General features: G+C 60.3%; 14 protein-coding genes. 5 read left to right on the top strand and 9 right to left on the bottom strand.

Annotated elements, in window-relative coordinates; all coding sequences use genetic code 11:
• Window positions 1–15: 15 nt before the first annotated feature.
• The 5 genes from AC097R_RS01910 to chvE form a co-directional block, all read right to left on the bottom strand.
• Complete coding sequence (locus tag AC097R_RS01910) at window positions 16–1,176, bottom strand: Gfo/Idh/MocA family protein (protein ID WP_479595910.1); 1,161 nt, start codon at window positions 1,174–1,176, stop codon at window positions 16–18.
• 15 nt (window positions 1,177–1,191) lie between these two features.
• Window positions 1,192–2,121, bottom strand: a complete 930-nt coding sequence (locus AC097R_RS01905; protein WP_479595909.1) for a dihydrodipicolinate synthase family protein — start codon at window positions 2,119–2,121, stop codon at window positions 1,192–1,194.
• Window positions 2,122–2,131: 10 nt separating this feature from the next.
• Entirely contained in the window at window positions 2,132–3,325 is a 1,194-nt protein-coding gene (gene mmsB / locus AC097R_RS01900) for a multiple monosaccharide ABC transporter permease (protein ID WP_479595908.1), read from the bottom strand.
• A gap of 1 nt (window position 3,326) precedes the next feature.
• The gene (mmsA, locus tag AC097R_RS01895; protein WP_479595907.1) at window positions 3,327–4,859 is read right to left on the bottom strand and encodes a multiple monosaccharide ABC transporter ATP-binding protein; all 1,533 of its coding nucleotides are present in this window, start codon (window positions 4,857–4,859) and stop codon (window positions 3,327–3,329) included.
• A gap of 90 nt (window positions 4,860–4,949) precedes the next feature.
• Window positions 4,950–6,026 carry a multiple monosaccharide ABC transporter substrate-binding protein gene (chvE, locus tag AC097R_RS01890; protein WP_479595906.1) on the bottom strand — a complete coding sequence of 359 codons (1,077 nt, stop codon included), beginning with the start codon at window positions 6,024–6,026 and terminating at the stop codon, window positions 4,950–4,952.
• 149 nt (window positions 6,027–6,175) lie between these two features.
• Here chvE and AC097R_RS01885 point away from each other — a divergent pair, with 149 nt between their 5' ends.
• Entirely contained in the window at window positions 6,176–7,144 is a 969-nt protein-coding gene (locus AC097R_RS01885) for a LysR substrate-binding domain-containing protein (RefSeq protein ID WP_479595905.1), read from the top strand.
• Here the strand turns inward: AC097R_RS01885 and AC097R_RS01880 are convergent.
• Complete coding sequence (locus AC097R_RS01880) at window positions 7,141–7,914, bottom strand: SDR family NAD(P)-dependent oxidoreductase (protein WP_479595904.1); 774 nt, start codon at window positions 7,912–7,914, stop codon at window positions 7,141–7,143. The genes AC097R_RS01885 and AC097R_RS01880 overlap by 4 nt on opposite strands.
• A gap of 136 nt (window positions 7,915–8,050) precedes the next feature.
• Between AC097R_RS01880 and AC097R_RS01875 the strand changes: the two genes are divergently transcribed.
• The 3 genes from AC097R_RS01875 to AC097R_RS01865 are packed head-to-tail and all read left to right on the top strand — an operon-like array spanning window position 8,051 to window position 12,378.
• Window positions 8,051–9,775 carry an IlvD/Edd family dehydratase gene (locus AC097R_RS01875; RefSeq protein ID WP_479595903.1) on the top strand — a complete coding sequence of 575 codons (1,725 nt, stop codon included), beginning with the start codon at window positions 8,051–8,053 and terminating at the stop codon, window positions 9,773–9,775.
• Window positions 9,775–10,704: an SMP-30/gluconolactonase/LRE family protein gene (locus AC097R_RS01870; protein ID WP_479595902.1), complete on the top strand. Its 930-nt coding sequence runs from the start codon at window positions 9,775–9,777 to the stop codon at window positions 10,702–10,704. The genes AC097R_RS01875 and AC097R_RS01870 overlap by 1 nt, the downstream gene beginning before the upstream one ends.
• A gap of 39 nt (window positions 10,705–10,743) precedes the next feature.
• Window positions 10,744–12,378, top strand: a complete 1,635-nt coding sequence (locus tag AC097R_RS01865) for a methyl-accepting chemotaxis protein (RefSeq protein WP_479595901.1) — start codon at window positions 10,744–10,746, stop codon at window positions 12,376–12,378.
• Window positions 12,379–12,503: 125 nt separating this feature from the next.
• Here AC097R_RS01865 and infA read toward each other — a convergent pair whose 3' ends face one another.
• Together infA and AC097R_RS01855 are read right to left on the bottom strand one after the other, a co-directional pair.
• Window positions 12,504–12,752, bottom strand: a complete 249-nt coding sequence (infA, locus tag AC097R_RS01860) for a translation initiation factor IF-1 (RefSeq protein WP_087495722.1) — start codon at window positions 12,750–12,752, stop codon at window positions 12,504–12,506.
• A 25-nt stretch (window positions 12,753–12,777) separates the two neighbouring features.
• On the bottom strand, window positions 12,778–13,074 hold the full coding sequence (locus AC097R_RS01855) for a hypothetical protein (RefSeq protein WP_479595900.1): 297 nt from the start codon (window positions 13,072–13,074) through the stop codon (window positions 12,778–12,780).
• Between the two features lie 229 nt (window positions 13,075–13,303).
• On the opposite strand from AC097R_RS01855, the gene AC097R_RS01850 reads away from it, so the two are divergent.
• On the top strand, window positions 13,304–14,026 hold the full coding sequence (locus AC097R_RS01850; protein WP_479595899.1) for a glutamine amidotransferase-related protein: 723 nt from the start codon (window positions 13,304–13,306) through the stop codon (window positions 14,024–14,026).
• Here AC097R_RS01850 and AC097R_RS01845 read toward each other — a convergent pair.
• Window positions 14,023–14,523: a HugZ family pyridoxamine 5'-phosphate oxidase gene (locus tag AC097R_RS01845; RefSeq protein ID WP_479595898.1), complete on the bottom strand. Its 501-nt coding sequence runs from the start codon at window positions 14,521–14,523 to the stop codon at window positions 14,023–14,025. The two genes, AC097R_RS01850 and AC097R_RS01845, sit on opposite strands and share 4 nt — an antisense overlap.
• Window positions 14,524–14,814 lie beyond the last annotated feature (291 nt).

The raw sequence follows: 14,814 nt of genomic DNA, 5'->3' as shown, positions 1-14,814 counted from the left end.
GGTGGTGTGCAAAAGTTAGAGGGACGTCCAGGCACCTTGCTGGTTGCTGGAGGCCACAGCGGCGGCCACAAAGCGGATGCCTTGCAGGCCATCGGTGGCGTTGGGAAAATGGAGCGACAGCGGATCTGCTGCCTGGCCGGAGCGGCGTGCGGCAATCGCATCGGCCGCGTCGGTGTAGAGGTTGGCAAAGGCTTCGTGGAACCCTTCGGGATGGCCAGCCACGATGCGCGAGGCACGCGCCGCAAGGGGCAGGGTGCCAGGGCCATTGGGTGTGCGCACCTGGGCTGGCGCGTCCAGCGGCTTGAACTGCAGCACCTGCGGGTGCTCCTGGTGCCATTCGATGCTGCCCAGCGAACCACTGACGCGAATGCGCAAACCGTTTTCGACGCCGGCGGCGGCCTGCGTAACCCAAAAGCTGCCACGCGCACCATTGCCCAGGCGCAGCATGGCACCGGCGTAGTCGTGGGTGATGCGGTCGGGCACGATGCTGCCCACCTCGGCGGCCACCTGGGCGACTTCCAGCCCGGTGATGAAGCGCAGCAGGTTGTGGGCATGGGTGCCAATGTCACCCAGCACCAACGAAGGGCCGCCACGCGCAGGGTCTTCTTTCCAAGCCTTGCGGCCGGGGCCGGACTTGGCGCGACCGCCCTGCACGTACTCCACCTGCACCAGGCGAATCTCGCCCAGCTGACCGCCCATCACCATGGCCTTGGCTTGGCGCACCATGGGGTAGCCGGTGTAGTTGTGGGTCAGGCAGAACACCAGCCCGGTAGCCTGTACGCGCGCGTGCAGCGCCTCGGCCTCGGGCAGGGTGTTGGTCATAGGTTTGTCGCAAATCACGTCCAGCCCTCGCTCCAGTGCCTGCATGGCGAACTGGTAGTGGCTGTCATTGGGCGTCATGATGGCGACCACCTCCGCCCCGTCCGGGCGCTGGGCTTCGGCATCAATGAGGGCCTGGCCGCTGGGGTAGCAACGGTCTTGCGCCACGCCAATGCCCTGGCCGGTGATGCGGGAACGCTCGGGGTCCGACGACAACGCCGCTGCTACCAGTTCATAGCGGTCGTCCAGGCGCGCGGCCTGGCGGTGCATGGCGCCAATAAAGGAGCCAGGACCACCACCAATGACGGCCAACCGCAGGCGGCGACCCAGGAGCTTGAATACGGTGTTGTCGGACATGCGTGCTTCCTTGGCTTACTTGCCCCAGCGCAGGACCAGGGGGTCCAGGCGTTTGGCGGTTTCGATGAGACCAGCCCGGGTATCGGGATGCATGGGCGGGAAAGGATGGCGACCTGCTTCGCAAGCAATGACGCCACCTTCTTTCATCAAGGCCTTGGCGGTCAAGATGCCGCCTTGGCGGTTTTCATAGTTGATGAGGGGTAACCATTGCTGGTACAACGCGACCGCTTCTTCACGGCGGCCTGCGGCATACGCGTCCACAATCTTGCGAATGCCATCGGGGAAGCCCCCTCCGGTCATGGCACCGGTGGCGCCGGCATCCAGATCTGGCAACAACGTAATGGCTTCTTCACCATCCCACGGGCCTTCGATTGCGGCACCGCCGACGCGGATCAGCTCACGCAACTTCGAAGCCGCACCGGCGGTCTCGATCTTGAAATAGGAGACCTGCTTGATTTCCTGCGCCATGCGCACGAGGAATGGCACGGACAGGGGGGTACCACTGACCGGCGCATCCTGGATCATGATGGGGATGTCGAGTGCGTCCGACAGGCGCACGAAGTACTCGTAAATCTGCGCTTCTGGCACGCGAAAGGTGGCGCCGTGGTAGGGCGGCATCACCATGACCATGGAGGCACCCCACTGCTGCGCTTGCAGGCTGCGCGCGATGGTGATCTGGGTGCTGAAGTGGGTGGTGGTCACGATCACGGGCACACGGCCCTTGACGTGCTCCAGAATGGTCTTGGTCAGGGTCTCGCGCTCGGCGTCCGACAGGACAAACTGCTCGGAGAAGTTGGCCAGGATGCACAGACCCGTGGAGCCCGCGTCGATCATGAAATCGATGCAGCGTTTTTGGCTCTCCAGATCCAGTGCACCGGTCTCGGTGAAGGCCGTAGGGACGACCGGAAACACGCCCTTGTAGCGGGCGGTAGCAACTGCGCTCATGAAATTTTCCTTACTTGTTTTTGTTGTAGACGTCGAAGCAGACGGCGGCCAACAGCACAAGGCCCTTGATGACCTGCTGGTAATCGATGCCGATGCCCATGATGGACATGCCGTTGTTCATCACGCCCATGATGAAAGCGCCAATCACAGCACCCAGAACCTTGCCCACACCACCGGAGGCCGAAGCGCCACCGATGAAACAGGCGGCAATCACGTCCAGCTCAAAACCCAGACCCGCTTTGGGGGTGGCAGTGTTCAAACGCGCAGCAAAGATCAACCCGGCCAGTGCGGCCAACACACCCATGTTGATGAAGGTGTAGAAGGTCAGACGTTCCGTGCGGATACCCGATAGGCGGGCGGCTTTCTCGTTGCCGCCCAGGGCATAGATACGACGGCCAATGGTGGTCTTGGAGGCCACAAAGTCATACACCAGCATCAGCAGCAGCATGACCACGAGCACGTTGGGCAAACCCTTGTACGACGACAACAGGTAGCTGAACGCGATGATCATGCCCACGAAAATCAGATTCGTCACCGCAAAGAAGGCCACGGGTTCGTTTTCCATGCCGTGCCTGGCGCGGTCTGCACGGCCACGAATTTTCGTGATCAGCATGACCAGCGCAATCAACAGGCCAATCACCAGCGATGCAACGCGCAGGGTTTCACCTGCAAATGGGTCCGGAATAAAGCCGGTGCTGAGCAACTGGAACTCGGGGGGGAAAGGACCCACAGAGGCGCCCGCCAACACCGCCAGCGCCAAGCCCTTGAAAACCAGCATGCCAGCCAGCGTCACGATGAAGGACGGGATCTTGTAGAACGCCACCCAGTAACCCTGGGCTGCACCGATGACGCCACCCAAAATCAGGCAGACGATGGCCGCAGGTACGTAGTGCCAGTGGTACTCCACCATCAGCACCGCAGCAACCGCACCGATAAAACCGCAAACCGAGCCCACCGAGAGGTCGATGTGGCCCGCCACAATGACCAACAGCATGCCCAGCGCCATCACAATGATGTAGCTGTTTTGCAGAATCAGGTTGGTCAGGTTCAGCGGCTGGAACAAGGTGCCATTGGTTTGCACCTGAAAGAACACCATGATGATGATCAGCGACATCAACAGGCCGTACTCGCGCAGATTGCTCTTCAAAAAAGCCAGGCCGCTACCGGTTTTGGGGGCTGTCACTTCCGGGGTTGGGGTTGCCATATCAATTCACTCCTGATGTCACGATAGAACGCATAATTTTTTCCTGGGTAGCCTCGGCAGCGGGAAACTCCGCCACAAACGCCCCCTCATTCAGCACACAGATTCGGTCGCACATGCCCAGCAACTCGGGCATCTCGCTCGAAATCATGAGCACGCACTTCCCCTCTGCGGCCAGCTGGGCAATGATGGTGTAAATCTCGTACTTGGCGCCCACGTCGATGCCGCGGGTGGGCTCATCGAGGATGAGCACCTCGGGTTCCGAGAACAGCCATTTGCTCAGCACCACTTTTTGCTGGTTGCCGCCGGACAGGTTCACGGTGCGGGCGAACACGTTGGGGCTGCGGATATTGAGTTTCTTGCGAAAGTCTTGCGCCACACCAAACTCACGGCCTTCATTCAACACCGCATGCTTTGACACGGCCGAGAGATTGGCCAAGGTGGTGTTCCAGGCAATGGTCTCTTCCAAAACCAGGCCGTAGCCCTTGCGGTCTTCGGTCACATAGGCAATGCCATGGTCGATGGCTTTTTGCACGGTGCTGGTGTCGACCTCTTTGCCATGCAAAAAGACCTTGCCGCTGATGTTCTGGCCATAAGTACGGCCAAAAATGCTCATTGCCAGCTCGGTGCGGCCCGCACCCATCAGCCCGGCAATACCCACGATTTCTCCGCGCTTGACATGCAGGTCGACACCCTTAACGACCTTGCGCTCGGGGTGGATGGCGTGGTGCACGGTCCAGTTTTTGACCTCAAACACCGTGTCCCCCACATTGGGAGTGCGCTTGGGATAACGGTCAGCCATCTCGCGGCCCACCATATGGCGAATGATCAGGTCTTCGCTCACAGCTTCTGCGCGGCAGTCCAGCGATGCCACGGTGGCGCCATCGCGCAGCACGGTGATGGCATCAGCCACCTTGGAAATCTCATTGAGCTTGTGCGAAATCAGAATGCAGGCAATGCCATGGTTCTTGAGTTCGAGCAGCAGTTCCAACAGCGCATCGCTGTCGGTTTCGTTCAGGCTGGCAGTGGGCTCGTCCAGAATCAGTAGCTTGACCTCTTTGGACAGCGCCTTGGCAATTTCAATCAACTGCTGTTTGCCCACGCCCAGGTTGGTGATCAAGGTATTCGGGGATTCCTTCAACCCGACCTTGGTCAGCAGCGCCTGTGTTTTGACGTAAGACGCGTTCCAGTCAATCACGCCGGCTTTGGCCTGCTCGTTGCCCAGAAAAATGTTTTCAGTGATGGACAGCAGCGGCACCAGGGCCAGCTCTTGGTGAATGATGATGATGCCCAAGGACTCACTGTCGTGGATGCCCTTGAACTTGCACTCTTGTCCCTGGTAGCGAATTTCGCCTTCGTAATCTCCGTGGGGGTACACACCACTGAGCACTTTCATCAGGGTGGACTTGCCCGCACCGTTCTCGCCGACGATGGCATGGATCTGACCCGGCAACACTGTCAGGTTGACGTTGCTGAGTGCGGTCACTCCGTGGAATGACTTTTTCATCCCACGCATTTCTAAAATTGGTTCGGCCATGGTGCCTCAACGATCGTTCTTGTGAACCCGAAAGAATGGAAAAAGCCCTGTGCTTTTGGGGCACAGGGCCTCTTCAGCGCATAGCGAAGATTACTTCAATTGCTCTTCTTTGATGTAGCCGCTGCCAATCAAGACTTGCTTGTAGTTGGACAGGTCCACAGCAACGGGCTTCAGCAGGTAAGAAGGAACGACCTTGACCTTGTTGTTGTAGGTCTTGGTGTCGTTGATTTCAGGTGCCTTGCCACCCATCACGGCGTCAACCATGCCAGCAGTCACTTTGGCCAGTTCGCGGGTGTCCTTGAAGATGGTGGAGTACTGTTCCTTGCGGATGATGGACTTGACGGAAGGAACTTCAGCGTCTTGACCAGTCACGAAAGGCATGGGTTGTTCAGCTGTACCGTAGCCCACACCCTTCAGTGCAGACAGGATACCGATGCTGATGCCATCGTACGGAGACAGGACAGCGTGAACCTTGGCCTTGCCGTAGTAAGCGCTCAACAAGTTTTCCATACGGGCTTGTGCCACTTGGCCATCCCAACGCAGGGTTTGGACCACTTTCATGCCGGTTTGCTTGCTTTGAACAACCAACTTGCCGCTCTTGATGTACGGATCCAGCACCGACATGGCGCCGTCATAGAAGAAGAACGCGTTGTTGTCGTCAGCAGAGCCGCCGAACAATTCGATGTTGAAAGGACCCTTGCCTTCTTTCAGACCGAGGGCTTTTTCCAGGGTTTGTGCTTGCAACACGCCCACTTGGAAGTTGTCGAACGTTGCGTAGTAGTCCACGTTCTTGGAGCCCACGATCAGGCGGTCATAGGAAATGACTTTGATGCCCTTGTCAGCGGCTTTTTGCAGCACGTTGGTCAGGGTGGTTCCGTCGATCGCGGCAATCACCAGGACCTTGGCACCCTTGGTGATCATGTTTTCGATCTGAGCCAACTGGTTAGGGATGTCGTCTTCTGCAAATTGCAGGTCGGCCTTGTAGCCCTTGGCAGCCAAAGCGGCCACCATGCTGTTGCCGTCGCTGATCCAACGGGTAGAGCTCTTGGTAGGCATAGCCACGCCAACCAGACCTTTGTCTTGGGCGTTGGCCACTGTGCTGCCAAATGCCAGGCCGAGGGCCAAGCTGGCGACCAGCGCCTTCAGAGTCGTTCTACGTGCATTCATGGGTTGTCTCCTGTTTAATGAACTTCAATCACACTAAGGTCTTTGCCGGGGTCGGCGCAGGCTTTGAATGATAAAGACGTGAGCGATTAATTTCTAATATAGTTTGTTGCGAATTTGATATTCAATTACGGATTGGTAATAACCCTAACATGACTAACTACACCCATTGGTTTCTCCGCGCAAGGCTGAAAACCCGACAACTTCTGTTGCTGGTCGCCTTGTCGGAGGAGGGCAACATCCACCGGGCGGCCCAAGTGCTCAACATGACGCAGCCCGCGGCCTCCAAGCTCCTGAAGGACCTGGAGGATGTGCTGGGGGTGTCGTTGTTTGAACGCCTGCCGCGTGGCATGCGGCCTACCTGGTACGGGGACACCATGATCCGCCACGCCCGCGCGGCCCTGGCCAGCCTGAACCAGGCGCATGAGGAGCTGCAGGCCGCCAAGAACGGGCAATTCGGCCAGGTCAACCTGGGCTCCATCACCGCGCCGGGCCTGGCGCTGCTGCCGCCCACGGTGGCCGCTGTGAAGCAGGCCCACCCCAATCTGCACATCACCATCCAGATCGAGCCCAGCAACGTGCTGATAGAACGCCTGAACCGCGGCACGCTGGACATTTTGGTCGGCCGCCTGTCCCCCGAGCACGACAAGGCCGCCCTGCGCTATGAAGAAGTGAGCGATGAACCCATATGCGCCGTGGCCCGCCCGGGTCATCCCCTGCTGACGGCCATCAAGCCCAGCCTCGAGGATGTGTTCCAGTACGGCTGGATCGTGCCCCCGAATGGCAGCATGCTGCGCCACCGCTTCGATTTGATGATCCAGGAATTGGGCCTGCAGCAGCCTTCGAACAGCGTGGAGACCAGCGCCATGCTGTTCATCAGCAAGATGATGCAGCAAAGCGACATGGTGAGCGTGATGGCTGTAGACGTAGCGCGTTACTACTCCAACCACGGGCTGATGTCCATCCTGCCCGTGGCGCTGCCCTGTGAGCTGGAGCCGTTTGGCTTCATCACTCGCCGCGACCGTCTGCTCTCGCCTGCTGGCGAGGTGGTGTTGCGCGCCCTCAAGGCCTCGGCCATGACGGTCTACGGCAAGGAATTTGCCTCAACCGAAGCGGCTTAAGCCCAGCCCGCGTCCACCTTGAACTCTTGCGCGGTGCACATGGCACCGTCGTCAGAGGCCAAAAACAGCACCATGCGGGCCACATCCGAGGGCTTGAGCTTGTCGGGCAGGCACTGGTTGCGCTGGATGTCGGCTTCGCCGGCGGCGTCCAGCCACATGGCGATCTGGCGCTCGGTCATCACCCAGCCCGGTGACACGGTGTTGATGCGGATGCGGTCGGCGCCCAGGCTGTCCGCCAAGCCCCGGGTCAGGCCGTTCACAGACGACTTGGCCACGGCGTAGCAGGGGTAGCCACTGCCCTTGGTCTGCCAGCCGGTGGAGCCCAGGTTGATCACCGCACCACCGCCCAGGCGGCGCATGCTGGGTGCGATCGCCTGGATGGCAAAGAACGCGGGGCGCTGGTTGACAGCCATGCGCTCGTCCCAGTACTCAGGGGTGACCGATTCCAGGGTGTGTCGGTCGTCGCGGGCCACGTTGTTGACCAGGGTGGAAAAGTCTCCCAGCTCGGTCTGCGCCTGGGCAATGGCGTGCTGCAGTGCGGCAACGTCCCGCACGTCGCAGGTTTGCCACCAGACAGTGCCACCCTGTGCTCTCAGTTGCTCCGCCAAGGCCGCGCTCTCTTGCGCCGCCACGTCGACAAACGCCACCCTGGCGCCTTGCTCAACAAATGCGCTGACCATGGCCGCGCCAATCCCGGTCCCTCCCCCCGTAATGAACACGTTTTTGTCACGCAAACTGAGGTACTGAGCCAACTGTGAAACGACCGACATGCTTTTTCCTTATAAACATTGCAAATTAGGTATATGAATCGCTACTAAATTCATTTTCTATTATCACTGTGCATTGTTACCATGCCTGTTGTCAAGAACCGGAGGCCCTCCTCCAACCAAAACGAGGCACACATTCATGGATTCCCCCAAACCCCCATTCCGCCGCAGCCAAGCCTGGTTCGGCCGCCAAGACCGTGATGGTTTTGTTCACCGCAGCTGGCTCAAAAACCAGGGTTACCCGCATGACCTGCTGGATGGGCGTCCCGTCATCGGCATCTGCAACACCTGGAGCGAACTGACACCCTGCAACGGCCACTTCCGTGAGCTGGCCGAATTCGTGAAGCGCGGTGTGTACGAAGCCGGTGGCTTCCCGCTCGAATTCCCCGTCATGTCACTGGGCGAAACCCAGCTGCGCCCCACCGCCATGCTGTTCCGCAATCTCGCATCGATGGATGTGGAAGAAAGCATCCGTGGCAACCCGATCGACGGCGTCGTGCTGCTCATGGGCTGCGACAAGACCACCCCCTCCTTGATGATGGGTGCGGCCAGCTGCGACTTGCCCACCATTGGCCTGTCCGGTGGCCCCATGCTCAACGGCAAGTTCCGCGGCAAAGACGTGGGTTCTGGCACTGGCGTGTGGCAAATGTCCGAAATGGTGCGCGCTGGCGAAATGACCATGCAAGAGTTTTCGTCCTGCGAAAGCGATATGCACCGCTCCACCGGCACGTGTATGACCATGGGCACCGCCTCCACCATGGCCAGCATGGTGGAAGCCTTGGGCATTTCCCTGCCCGAAAACGCGGCCATCCCCGCCGCTGACACACGCCGCAAGCGCCTGGCCCAGTTGACTGGCCGCCGCATTGTGGAAATGGTCAAGCAGGACATCAAGATGTCGCAGATCGTGACGCGCAAGGCGTTTGAGAACGCCATCCGTACCAACGCGGCCATTGGTGGCTCCACCAACGCGGTGATCCACCTCTTGGCCATTGCCGGTCGCTTGGGCGTGGAGCTGAAGCTCGAAGACTTCGACAAGTTGGGTTCGGAAGTGAACAACATCCTGAACCTGCAACCCTCGGGCAAGTACCTGATGGAAGACTTCTGCTACGCCGGTGGCCTGCCCGCGGTGATGCGTGAAATTCTGCCTTTGCTGCACAGCGACTGCCTGACGGTGAACGGCAAGACCATCCGCGAAAATGTGGAAAACGCCCCTTGCTACAACCGCGATGTGATCAAGACCGTGGCTGAGCCCTTCATGCCCGCCGCCGGTATTGCCGTGGTCCGTGGCAACTTGGCGCCCAATGGCGCGGTGATCAAGCCCTCTGCGGCCTCCAAGCACCTGCTGCACCACCGCGGCCCGGCGGTGGTGTTCGAGTCGATTGAAGACTTCCACGCCCGCATTGATGATCCGGATCTGGACATCGACGAAAACAGCGTCATGGTGCTGAAGAACTGCGGCCCGCGCGGCTACCCCGGCATGGCGGAAGTGGGCAATATGCCCCTGCCTCCCAAGGTGCTGCAAAAGGGCATTACCGACATGGTGCGCATCTCGGATGCCCGCATGAGCGGTACCGCCTACGGCACCACGGTGCTGCACACCTCGCCAGAAGCCGCCGCCGGCGGCCCCCTGGCTGTGGTGCAAAACGGCGACATCATTGAACTCAATGTGCCCGAGCGCAAGCTGCACCTGGAGATCTCGGACGAAGAGCTGGCGCGCCGCCTGGCGGCCTGGCAAGCCCCCGAAAAACCCAAGCGCGGCTGGTACAAGCTGTACGTGGAAACCGTGCAGCAGGCCCACCTGGGCGCCGACCTGGACTTCCTGGTCGGTGGCAGTGGAGCTGGGGTGCCGCGCGACTCCCACTGATGTCCGCGTTAGCCATGGCGCTGCCGACCTCCTGTCCACTGCCTGTGGTGCGGGGGGAGGCGCGCAGCGTCTGGAGTGCCCAAGCCCTGCTGGGCGAGGGCACCGTCTGGTCGGTGCGGGAGCAGGCGCTGTACTGGGTGGACATCTTGGGCCACCAGCTGCACCGGTTCAGCCCCGCCCAGAAGGTGCGGGACAGCTGGGAATTTTCCGAAGAAATCACCGCAGTTGCCGAGCGCGCCAATGGCCCTGGCCTGTTGGTCACGCTGCGGCGTGACTTGGCGTTTTTTGACACCGACACCGGGCGCCTGGAGCGTCTGCACCAGCCAGAACCGGCCCAACCCGGTAACCGCTTCAACGACGGCAAGTGCGATGTGCGGGGCCGCTTTTGGGTCGGCACCATGGATATGGCGTGCCGGGCTCCCAACGGTGCCTGGTACCGCTACATGGGCGGCTCCCAGTGCGCCCGCATGCACACGGGCGTGAGTGTCACCAACGGGCCTACCTGGTCGCTGGACCAGCGCACGCTGTACGCCAATGACACGGTGCGCGGGCGCGTCATGGCTTACCCGTTTGACCCGATCGCAGGAACACTCGGCACCGGTACCGTCTGGCTGCAAATGGGGCCCGACGATGGCCTGCCCGATGGCATGACCACCGACGCAGCTGGGCGCATCTGGATCGCCCACTGGGGCGGTGCTTGTGTCACCTGCCATGATCCGGACACGGCGCTGGAACTGCTGCGCATCCCATTGCCCGCCAGCCAGATCACCAACTGCGCATTTGGCGGCAAGGACTTGAAAACCCTGTTCATTTCCAGCGCTTGTACAGGCCTGAGTGAGCCACAATTGCTGCAGCAACCGTTGGCAGGTGCCCTTTTTTCTGTGGAGGTCGACAGCCCTGGATTGCCAGCGCACCTGTTTGCAGGTTAAATGAAGTTGCCCTATTAAAAATACGAGGAGACGCGGGCTATGGAATTGAAGAATCTCAAGATCTCAACACGCTTGATCAGCGCGATGGGTTTGTTGACGGCATTGCTGGTGGGGGTGGTGGTCGTTGCTATCCTGCAAATGCAGGCCATGCGCGCCAACACGCAACAGATCACCGGCGACTGGCTGCCCAGCATTGAGCTGGTGGGTACCCTGCAGTCCGGCATTGCCGAACTGCGGACCCTTGAAAGCCAGCACGTGCAAAACAGCGATGAAGTCGCAATGGAACGCATCAACAAGGTAATGGTCGAGGCGATAGCCTCGATTGAAAAAGTGCGTGGCGATTACGCCAAGTTCATTGACAGCCCCGAGGAGAGGGCGATTTACGCCACCTTCGAGGCCGACTGGAAAAAATACCTGGAGCAGCATACGCAGTTGGTGGACATGTCCACCAAACGCGATAAGTTCCCCGCACGCAAGATGCTGGAGAGTGAATCCAAGGCCACTTACGACGGCCTCAAGGCCGGCGTCAAAAAGCTCACTGACCTGAATCACGACGGCGCGGTGACTGCGAGCAACAACAGCGACAACAGCTTCACCACGGCGCGCACCGTCATGCTGGTGGCACTGCTGGTGGCGGTGGTGGCCGCGGCCGCGGCCGCTCTGTGGCTGATCCGCTCCATCACCAGTCCTATCAACACAGTGGTGGGCGTGGCCAGCCGGATTGCCGAAGGCGATCTGTCCCAGCCCATCCACGTGCATTCCACCAACGAAACCGGCCAGTTGCTGATGGCGCTGGAGCGCATGCAGACCAACCTGGCCAGCGTGGTGGGCCAGGTGCGCCAAGGTAGTGAATCAGTAGCCACCGCCAGCGCCGAGATCGCCCAAGGCAACCACGACCTCTCCGCCCGCACCGAACAACAAGCCAGCGCCCTGGAAGAAACCGCCGCCTCCATGGAAGAACTCGGCTCCACCGTCAAACAAAACGCCGACTCCGCCCGCCAGGCCAATCAGCTAGCCATGAATGCCTCTACGGTCGCCATCCAAGGCGGAGAAGTCGTCGGCCAAGTCGTGGAAACCATGAAAGGCATCAACGAGTCCAGTCGAAAGATCGCCGACATCATCAGCGTCATCGACGGAATCGCCTTCCAGACCAACATCCTGGCCCTGAACGCAGCCGTAGAAGCGGCAAGAGCCGGGGAACAGGGAAGAGGCTTTGCCGTCGTTGCCTCTGAAGTCCGATCCTTGGCCGGAAGATCCGCAGAAGCTGCCAAAGAAATCAAAACCTTGATTGGCACCAGCGTAGAGCGGGTGGAACAGGGAACCGCCCTGGTCGACAAAGCCGGCTCCACCATGACCGAAGTCGTCACCAGCATCAAACGGGTGACCGACATCATGGGAGAAATCAGTGCAGCCAGCAGTGAACAAAGCAGTGGAGTGGCGCAGGTAGGAGAAGCCGTCACCCAGATGGACCAGGCCACCCAACAGAACGCAGCGCTAGTCGAACAAATGGCCGCAGCTGCCAGCAGCCTGAAGGCCCAGGCGCAGGACCTGGTGCAGGTGGTGGCGGTGTTCAAGTTGGGGCAGGGCGGTGATGCCGAGGGTCAGCCAGGGGCTCCGACGTACCAGGCTACGCAGCTGTCGCACGGACAGTCGTTGCAGCTGGGTAGACAATGATTTAACAACCACACAGGGTCTTTGGGGCGCTAGCCCGCATAGACGCTGCGCTGGCAGCTACGATTTATCTAGCAAATAGAAACGCAAAACGGGGGCATAGCCCCCGTTTTTTTATCCGTCTCGCTTTAGCGGCGAGGAGTCATCGGGCCGCGGCCTTCGATGTGACGGAAATTGATGCGACCCTTGGACAGGTCATAAGGCGACAGCTCCAGCGACACGCGGTCACCCGCCAGGATGCGGATGTGGTTCTTGCGCATCTTGCCGGCGGAGTAGGCAATCAGTTGGTGACCGTTGTCCAGCGTCACGCGAAAACGGGTGTCGGGCAACACTTCGTTGACAACGCCCATCATTTCAATCAGATCTTCTTTGGCCATGGTGGTTTCCTTTGGGGGATACAGTTTACTGGGGGCGGGTGGTAGCGTGCACCCAGTGGATACCTTGCGCAATGGCATAACAGGCCGCTGCGTCGGGGGTCGAAAAGTCGTCGGTAAAGCTCAAAACTCGGTCGGTCGAGGCACTACCCCGGCCGCTGGCGATAGAAACTTGTGCGCCAAAGCGGCCAGTGATAAGCGGCTTGGAGCACGCGGCAATACGGTATTTGCCGATGGTGACTGGTGTCGAAGAAACAATATTGTTGTGGTTATGAATCATTAAAAATACAAACGCACTGGCCGCGGCAGAGGCTGACGTGCTCAAAAGGAAAAACTGCGGTGCCGTGGGAAGGCGGGTTGCAGATCGCTGCGAAATGGCCGGAATCGGCGGCCCCACTGCCGGGGGCGGATGTGTTGCGGCATGCATACCAGAACACGGCCGATCGCCAAAAAGCGACTCCCTAATGTAGCACGGACGTGAAAAACACGGGTAACTTTGGCACGCAAGACCCTAAAGCTGTCGTTTTATGGGTGAAACTGCGAAAATTCGGGGTATGAAGATCTGCATTCTGGACAACGACACGATTGACCCCGCGCTGGTGCCCACCTATGGCAACTACGCCGCGATGATGGAGCGCGTGCTGCGCGACGCTGGCGCCACCGACTGGACCATGGAGCGCTTCAGCACCCCCGAATTCCAGTACCCCGACTCTTTCGATGGCTACGACGCCGTGTTGCTGACCGGCAGCAAAGCCGATTCATTCTCCGACGAACCCTGGGTGGTGGAACTGCGCCGCCGCGTGACCGCGCTGCTGGACACCGACACCAAACTGCTGGGCGTGTGTTTTGGCCACCAGCTGATTGCCCTGTGCATGGGCGCCAAGGTAGGCCGTGCGCCCCAGGGCTGGGTGACCGGGCGCAACACCTACACCTGGCACGCCTCCGACATGGCGGCCAGCGATAACCGCGGCAGTTTTGCCCTCTTGGCGAGCCACCAAGACCAGGTGCTGGAGCTGCCGCCCGGCGCCACGCTGCTGGCCAGCAGCGACCGTTGCCCGATTTCCGCCTATGCCAGGGGCCAGGAGGTGCTGTGCATCCAGCCCCACCCCGAGTTTGTGGAGGACTACAGCGCCCACCTGCTGCACAAGCGCCGCCATGTGCTGGGAGACGCACACTACAGCGCCAGCTTGCAAAGCCTGGAGCAAGGGCACGAGGGCACCGATTTTGCCAAAGTGATGGTGGCCTTCGTCGAAGGCCGCACCGCCGCCAGCGTCTAGGCCGCGGAACGCAGCACCTGCTGCAGGTCCGCTGCGTCCAGCGTGCGGGCCGCGCCAAAGCCCGCCACCTGGCGGGCGGCGTGAATGGCAATCCCTACAAACCGGAAATCGCCCAGCTGGGTCATGGGCTCCGCCTCGGGAAACCGCGCCAAATAGGCTGCGCGGCCACGGGCCCAAGCGGCTTCTTGTGGATCCAGCACCGTGGCCACACCCTCCAGGCTCACGCGGGGCAGGGCGTGCACGGGTTCACCCGCCACCTCGGCTTGCATGATGAGCACCGACACTTGGGGCGTGCGCAGCAGGTTACTGGTGTGCGGTGCCAATCCACTGACGTGCACCACGAGATGCCCGGTAATCTGATCAACGGCAAACGGCACCATGGAGACAAAGGGCAGGCCTTGCCCATCCAGCGTGCCCAAGGCCGCCACGCGCTGGCCAGCCAGCAACTGGCGCAAGGCCTGGGTCAAACGAGGCTCATGGGGGGATTCGTGGGGCATGGCTCGCATGCTAACTGATATGCCAAACAGGCCGCTAGACCCTGTAAAACATGCGCTGGCAGCTATGAATTTGGTAGCATTTTGGAGATCAAACAACGCCCCGGGCGGTGAATTCGCCCGGGGTGGGGTTTTGCAATACGAGCCCTTGTGGGGCTAGGCTGCGCAACGTTGGCGGGTGGCCGGTGCTGCTTGGGGCTGTGGGTAACAGAGGACTCCAATGTAGGCCGGGGGTGCGGGCAGATGATTGCGTTATTGCGCCTATATGCTGAATGTTTGGCATACTCTGCTTAT

This window comes from Rhodoferax sp. ZS1R25, assembly GCF_056521335.1.
Note: the sequence above shows the minus strand (reverse complement) of the source record. Positions and strands in the feature narration are given on the sequence as shown.

Excerpts from the sequence above, each read along its gene's own strand:
- AC097R_RS01880 (WP_479595904.1), bottom strand. The coding sequence starts at position 7,914 with ATGTCGGTCGTTTCACAGTTGGCTCAGTACCTCAGTTTGCGTGACAAA.
- chvE (WP_479595906.1), bottom strand. The coding sequence starts at position 6,026 with ATGAATGCACGTAGAACGACTCTGAAGGCGCTGGTCGCCAGCTTGGCC.
- AC097R_RS01850 (WP_479595899.1), top strand. The coding sequence starts at position 13,304 with ATGAAGATCTGCATTCTGGACAACGACACGATTGACCCCGCGCTGGTG.
- infA (WP_087495722.1), bottom strand. The coding sequence starts at position 12,752 with ATGGCCAAAGAAGATCTGATTGAAATGATGGGCGTTGTCAACGAAGTG.
- AC097R_RS01910 (WP_479595910.1), bottom strand. The coding sequence starts at position 1,176 with ATGTCCGACAACACCGTATTCAAGCTCCTGGGTCGCCGCCTGCGGTTG.
- AC097R_RS01905 (WP_479595909.1), bottom strand. The coding sequence starts at position 2,121 with ATGAGCGCAGTTGCTACCGCCCGCTACAAGGGCGTGTTTCCGGTCGTC.
- AC097R_RS01885 (WP_479595905.1), top strand. The coding sequence starts at position 6,176 with ATGACTAACTACACCCATTGGTTTCTCCGCGCAAGGCTGAAAACCCGA.
- mmsA (WP_479595907.1), bottom strand. The coding sequence starts at position 4,859 with ATGGCCGAACCAATTTTAGAAATGCGTGGGATGAAAAAGTCATTCCAC.
- AC097R_RS01845 (WP_479595898.1), bottom strand. The coding sequence starts at position 14,523 with ATGCCCCACGAATCCCCCCATGAGCCTCGTTTGACCCAGGCCTTGCGC.
- AC097R_RS01870 (WP_479595902.1), top strand. The coding sequence starts at position 9,775 with ATGTCCGCGTTAGCCATGGCGCTGCCGACCTCCTGTCCACTGCCTGTG.
- AC097R_RS01865 (WP_479595901.1), top strand. The coding sequence starts at position 10,744 with ATGGAATTGAAGAATCTCAAGATCTCAACACGCTTGATCAGCGCGATG.
- AC097R_RS01875 (WP_479595903.1), top strand. The coding sequence starts at position 8,051 with ATGGATTCCCCCAAACCCCCATTCCGCCGCAGCCAAGCCTGGTTCGGC.
- mmsB (WP_479595908.1), bottom strand. The coding sequence starts at position 3,325 with ATGGCAACCCCAACCCCGGAAGTGACAGCCCCCAAAACCGGTAGCGGC.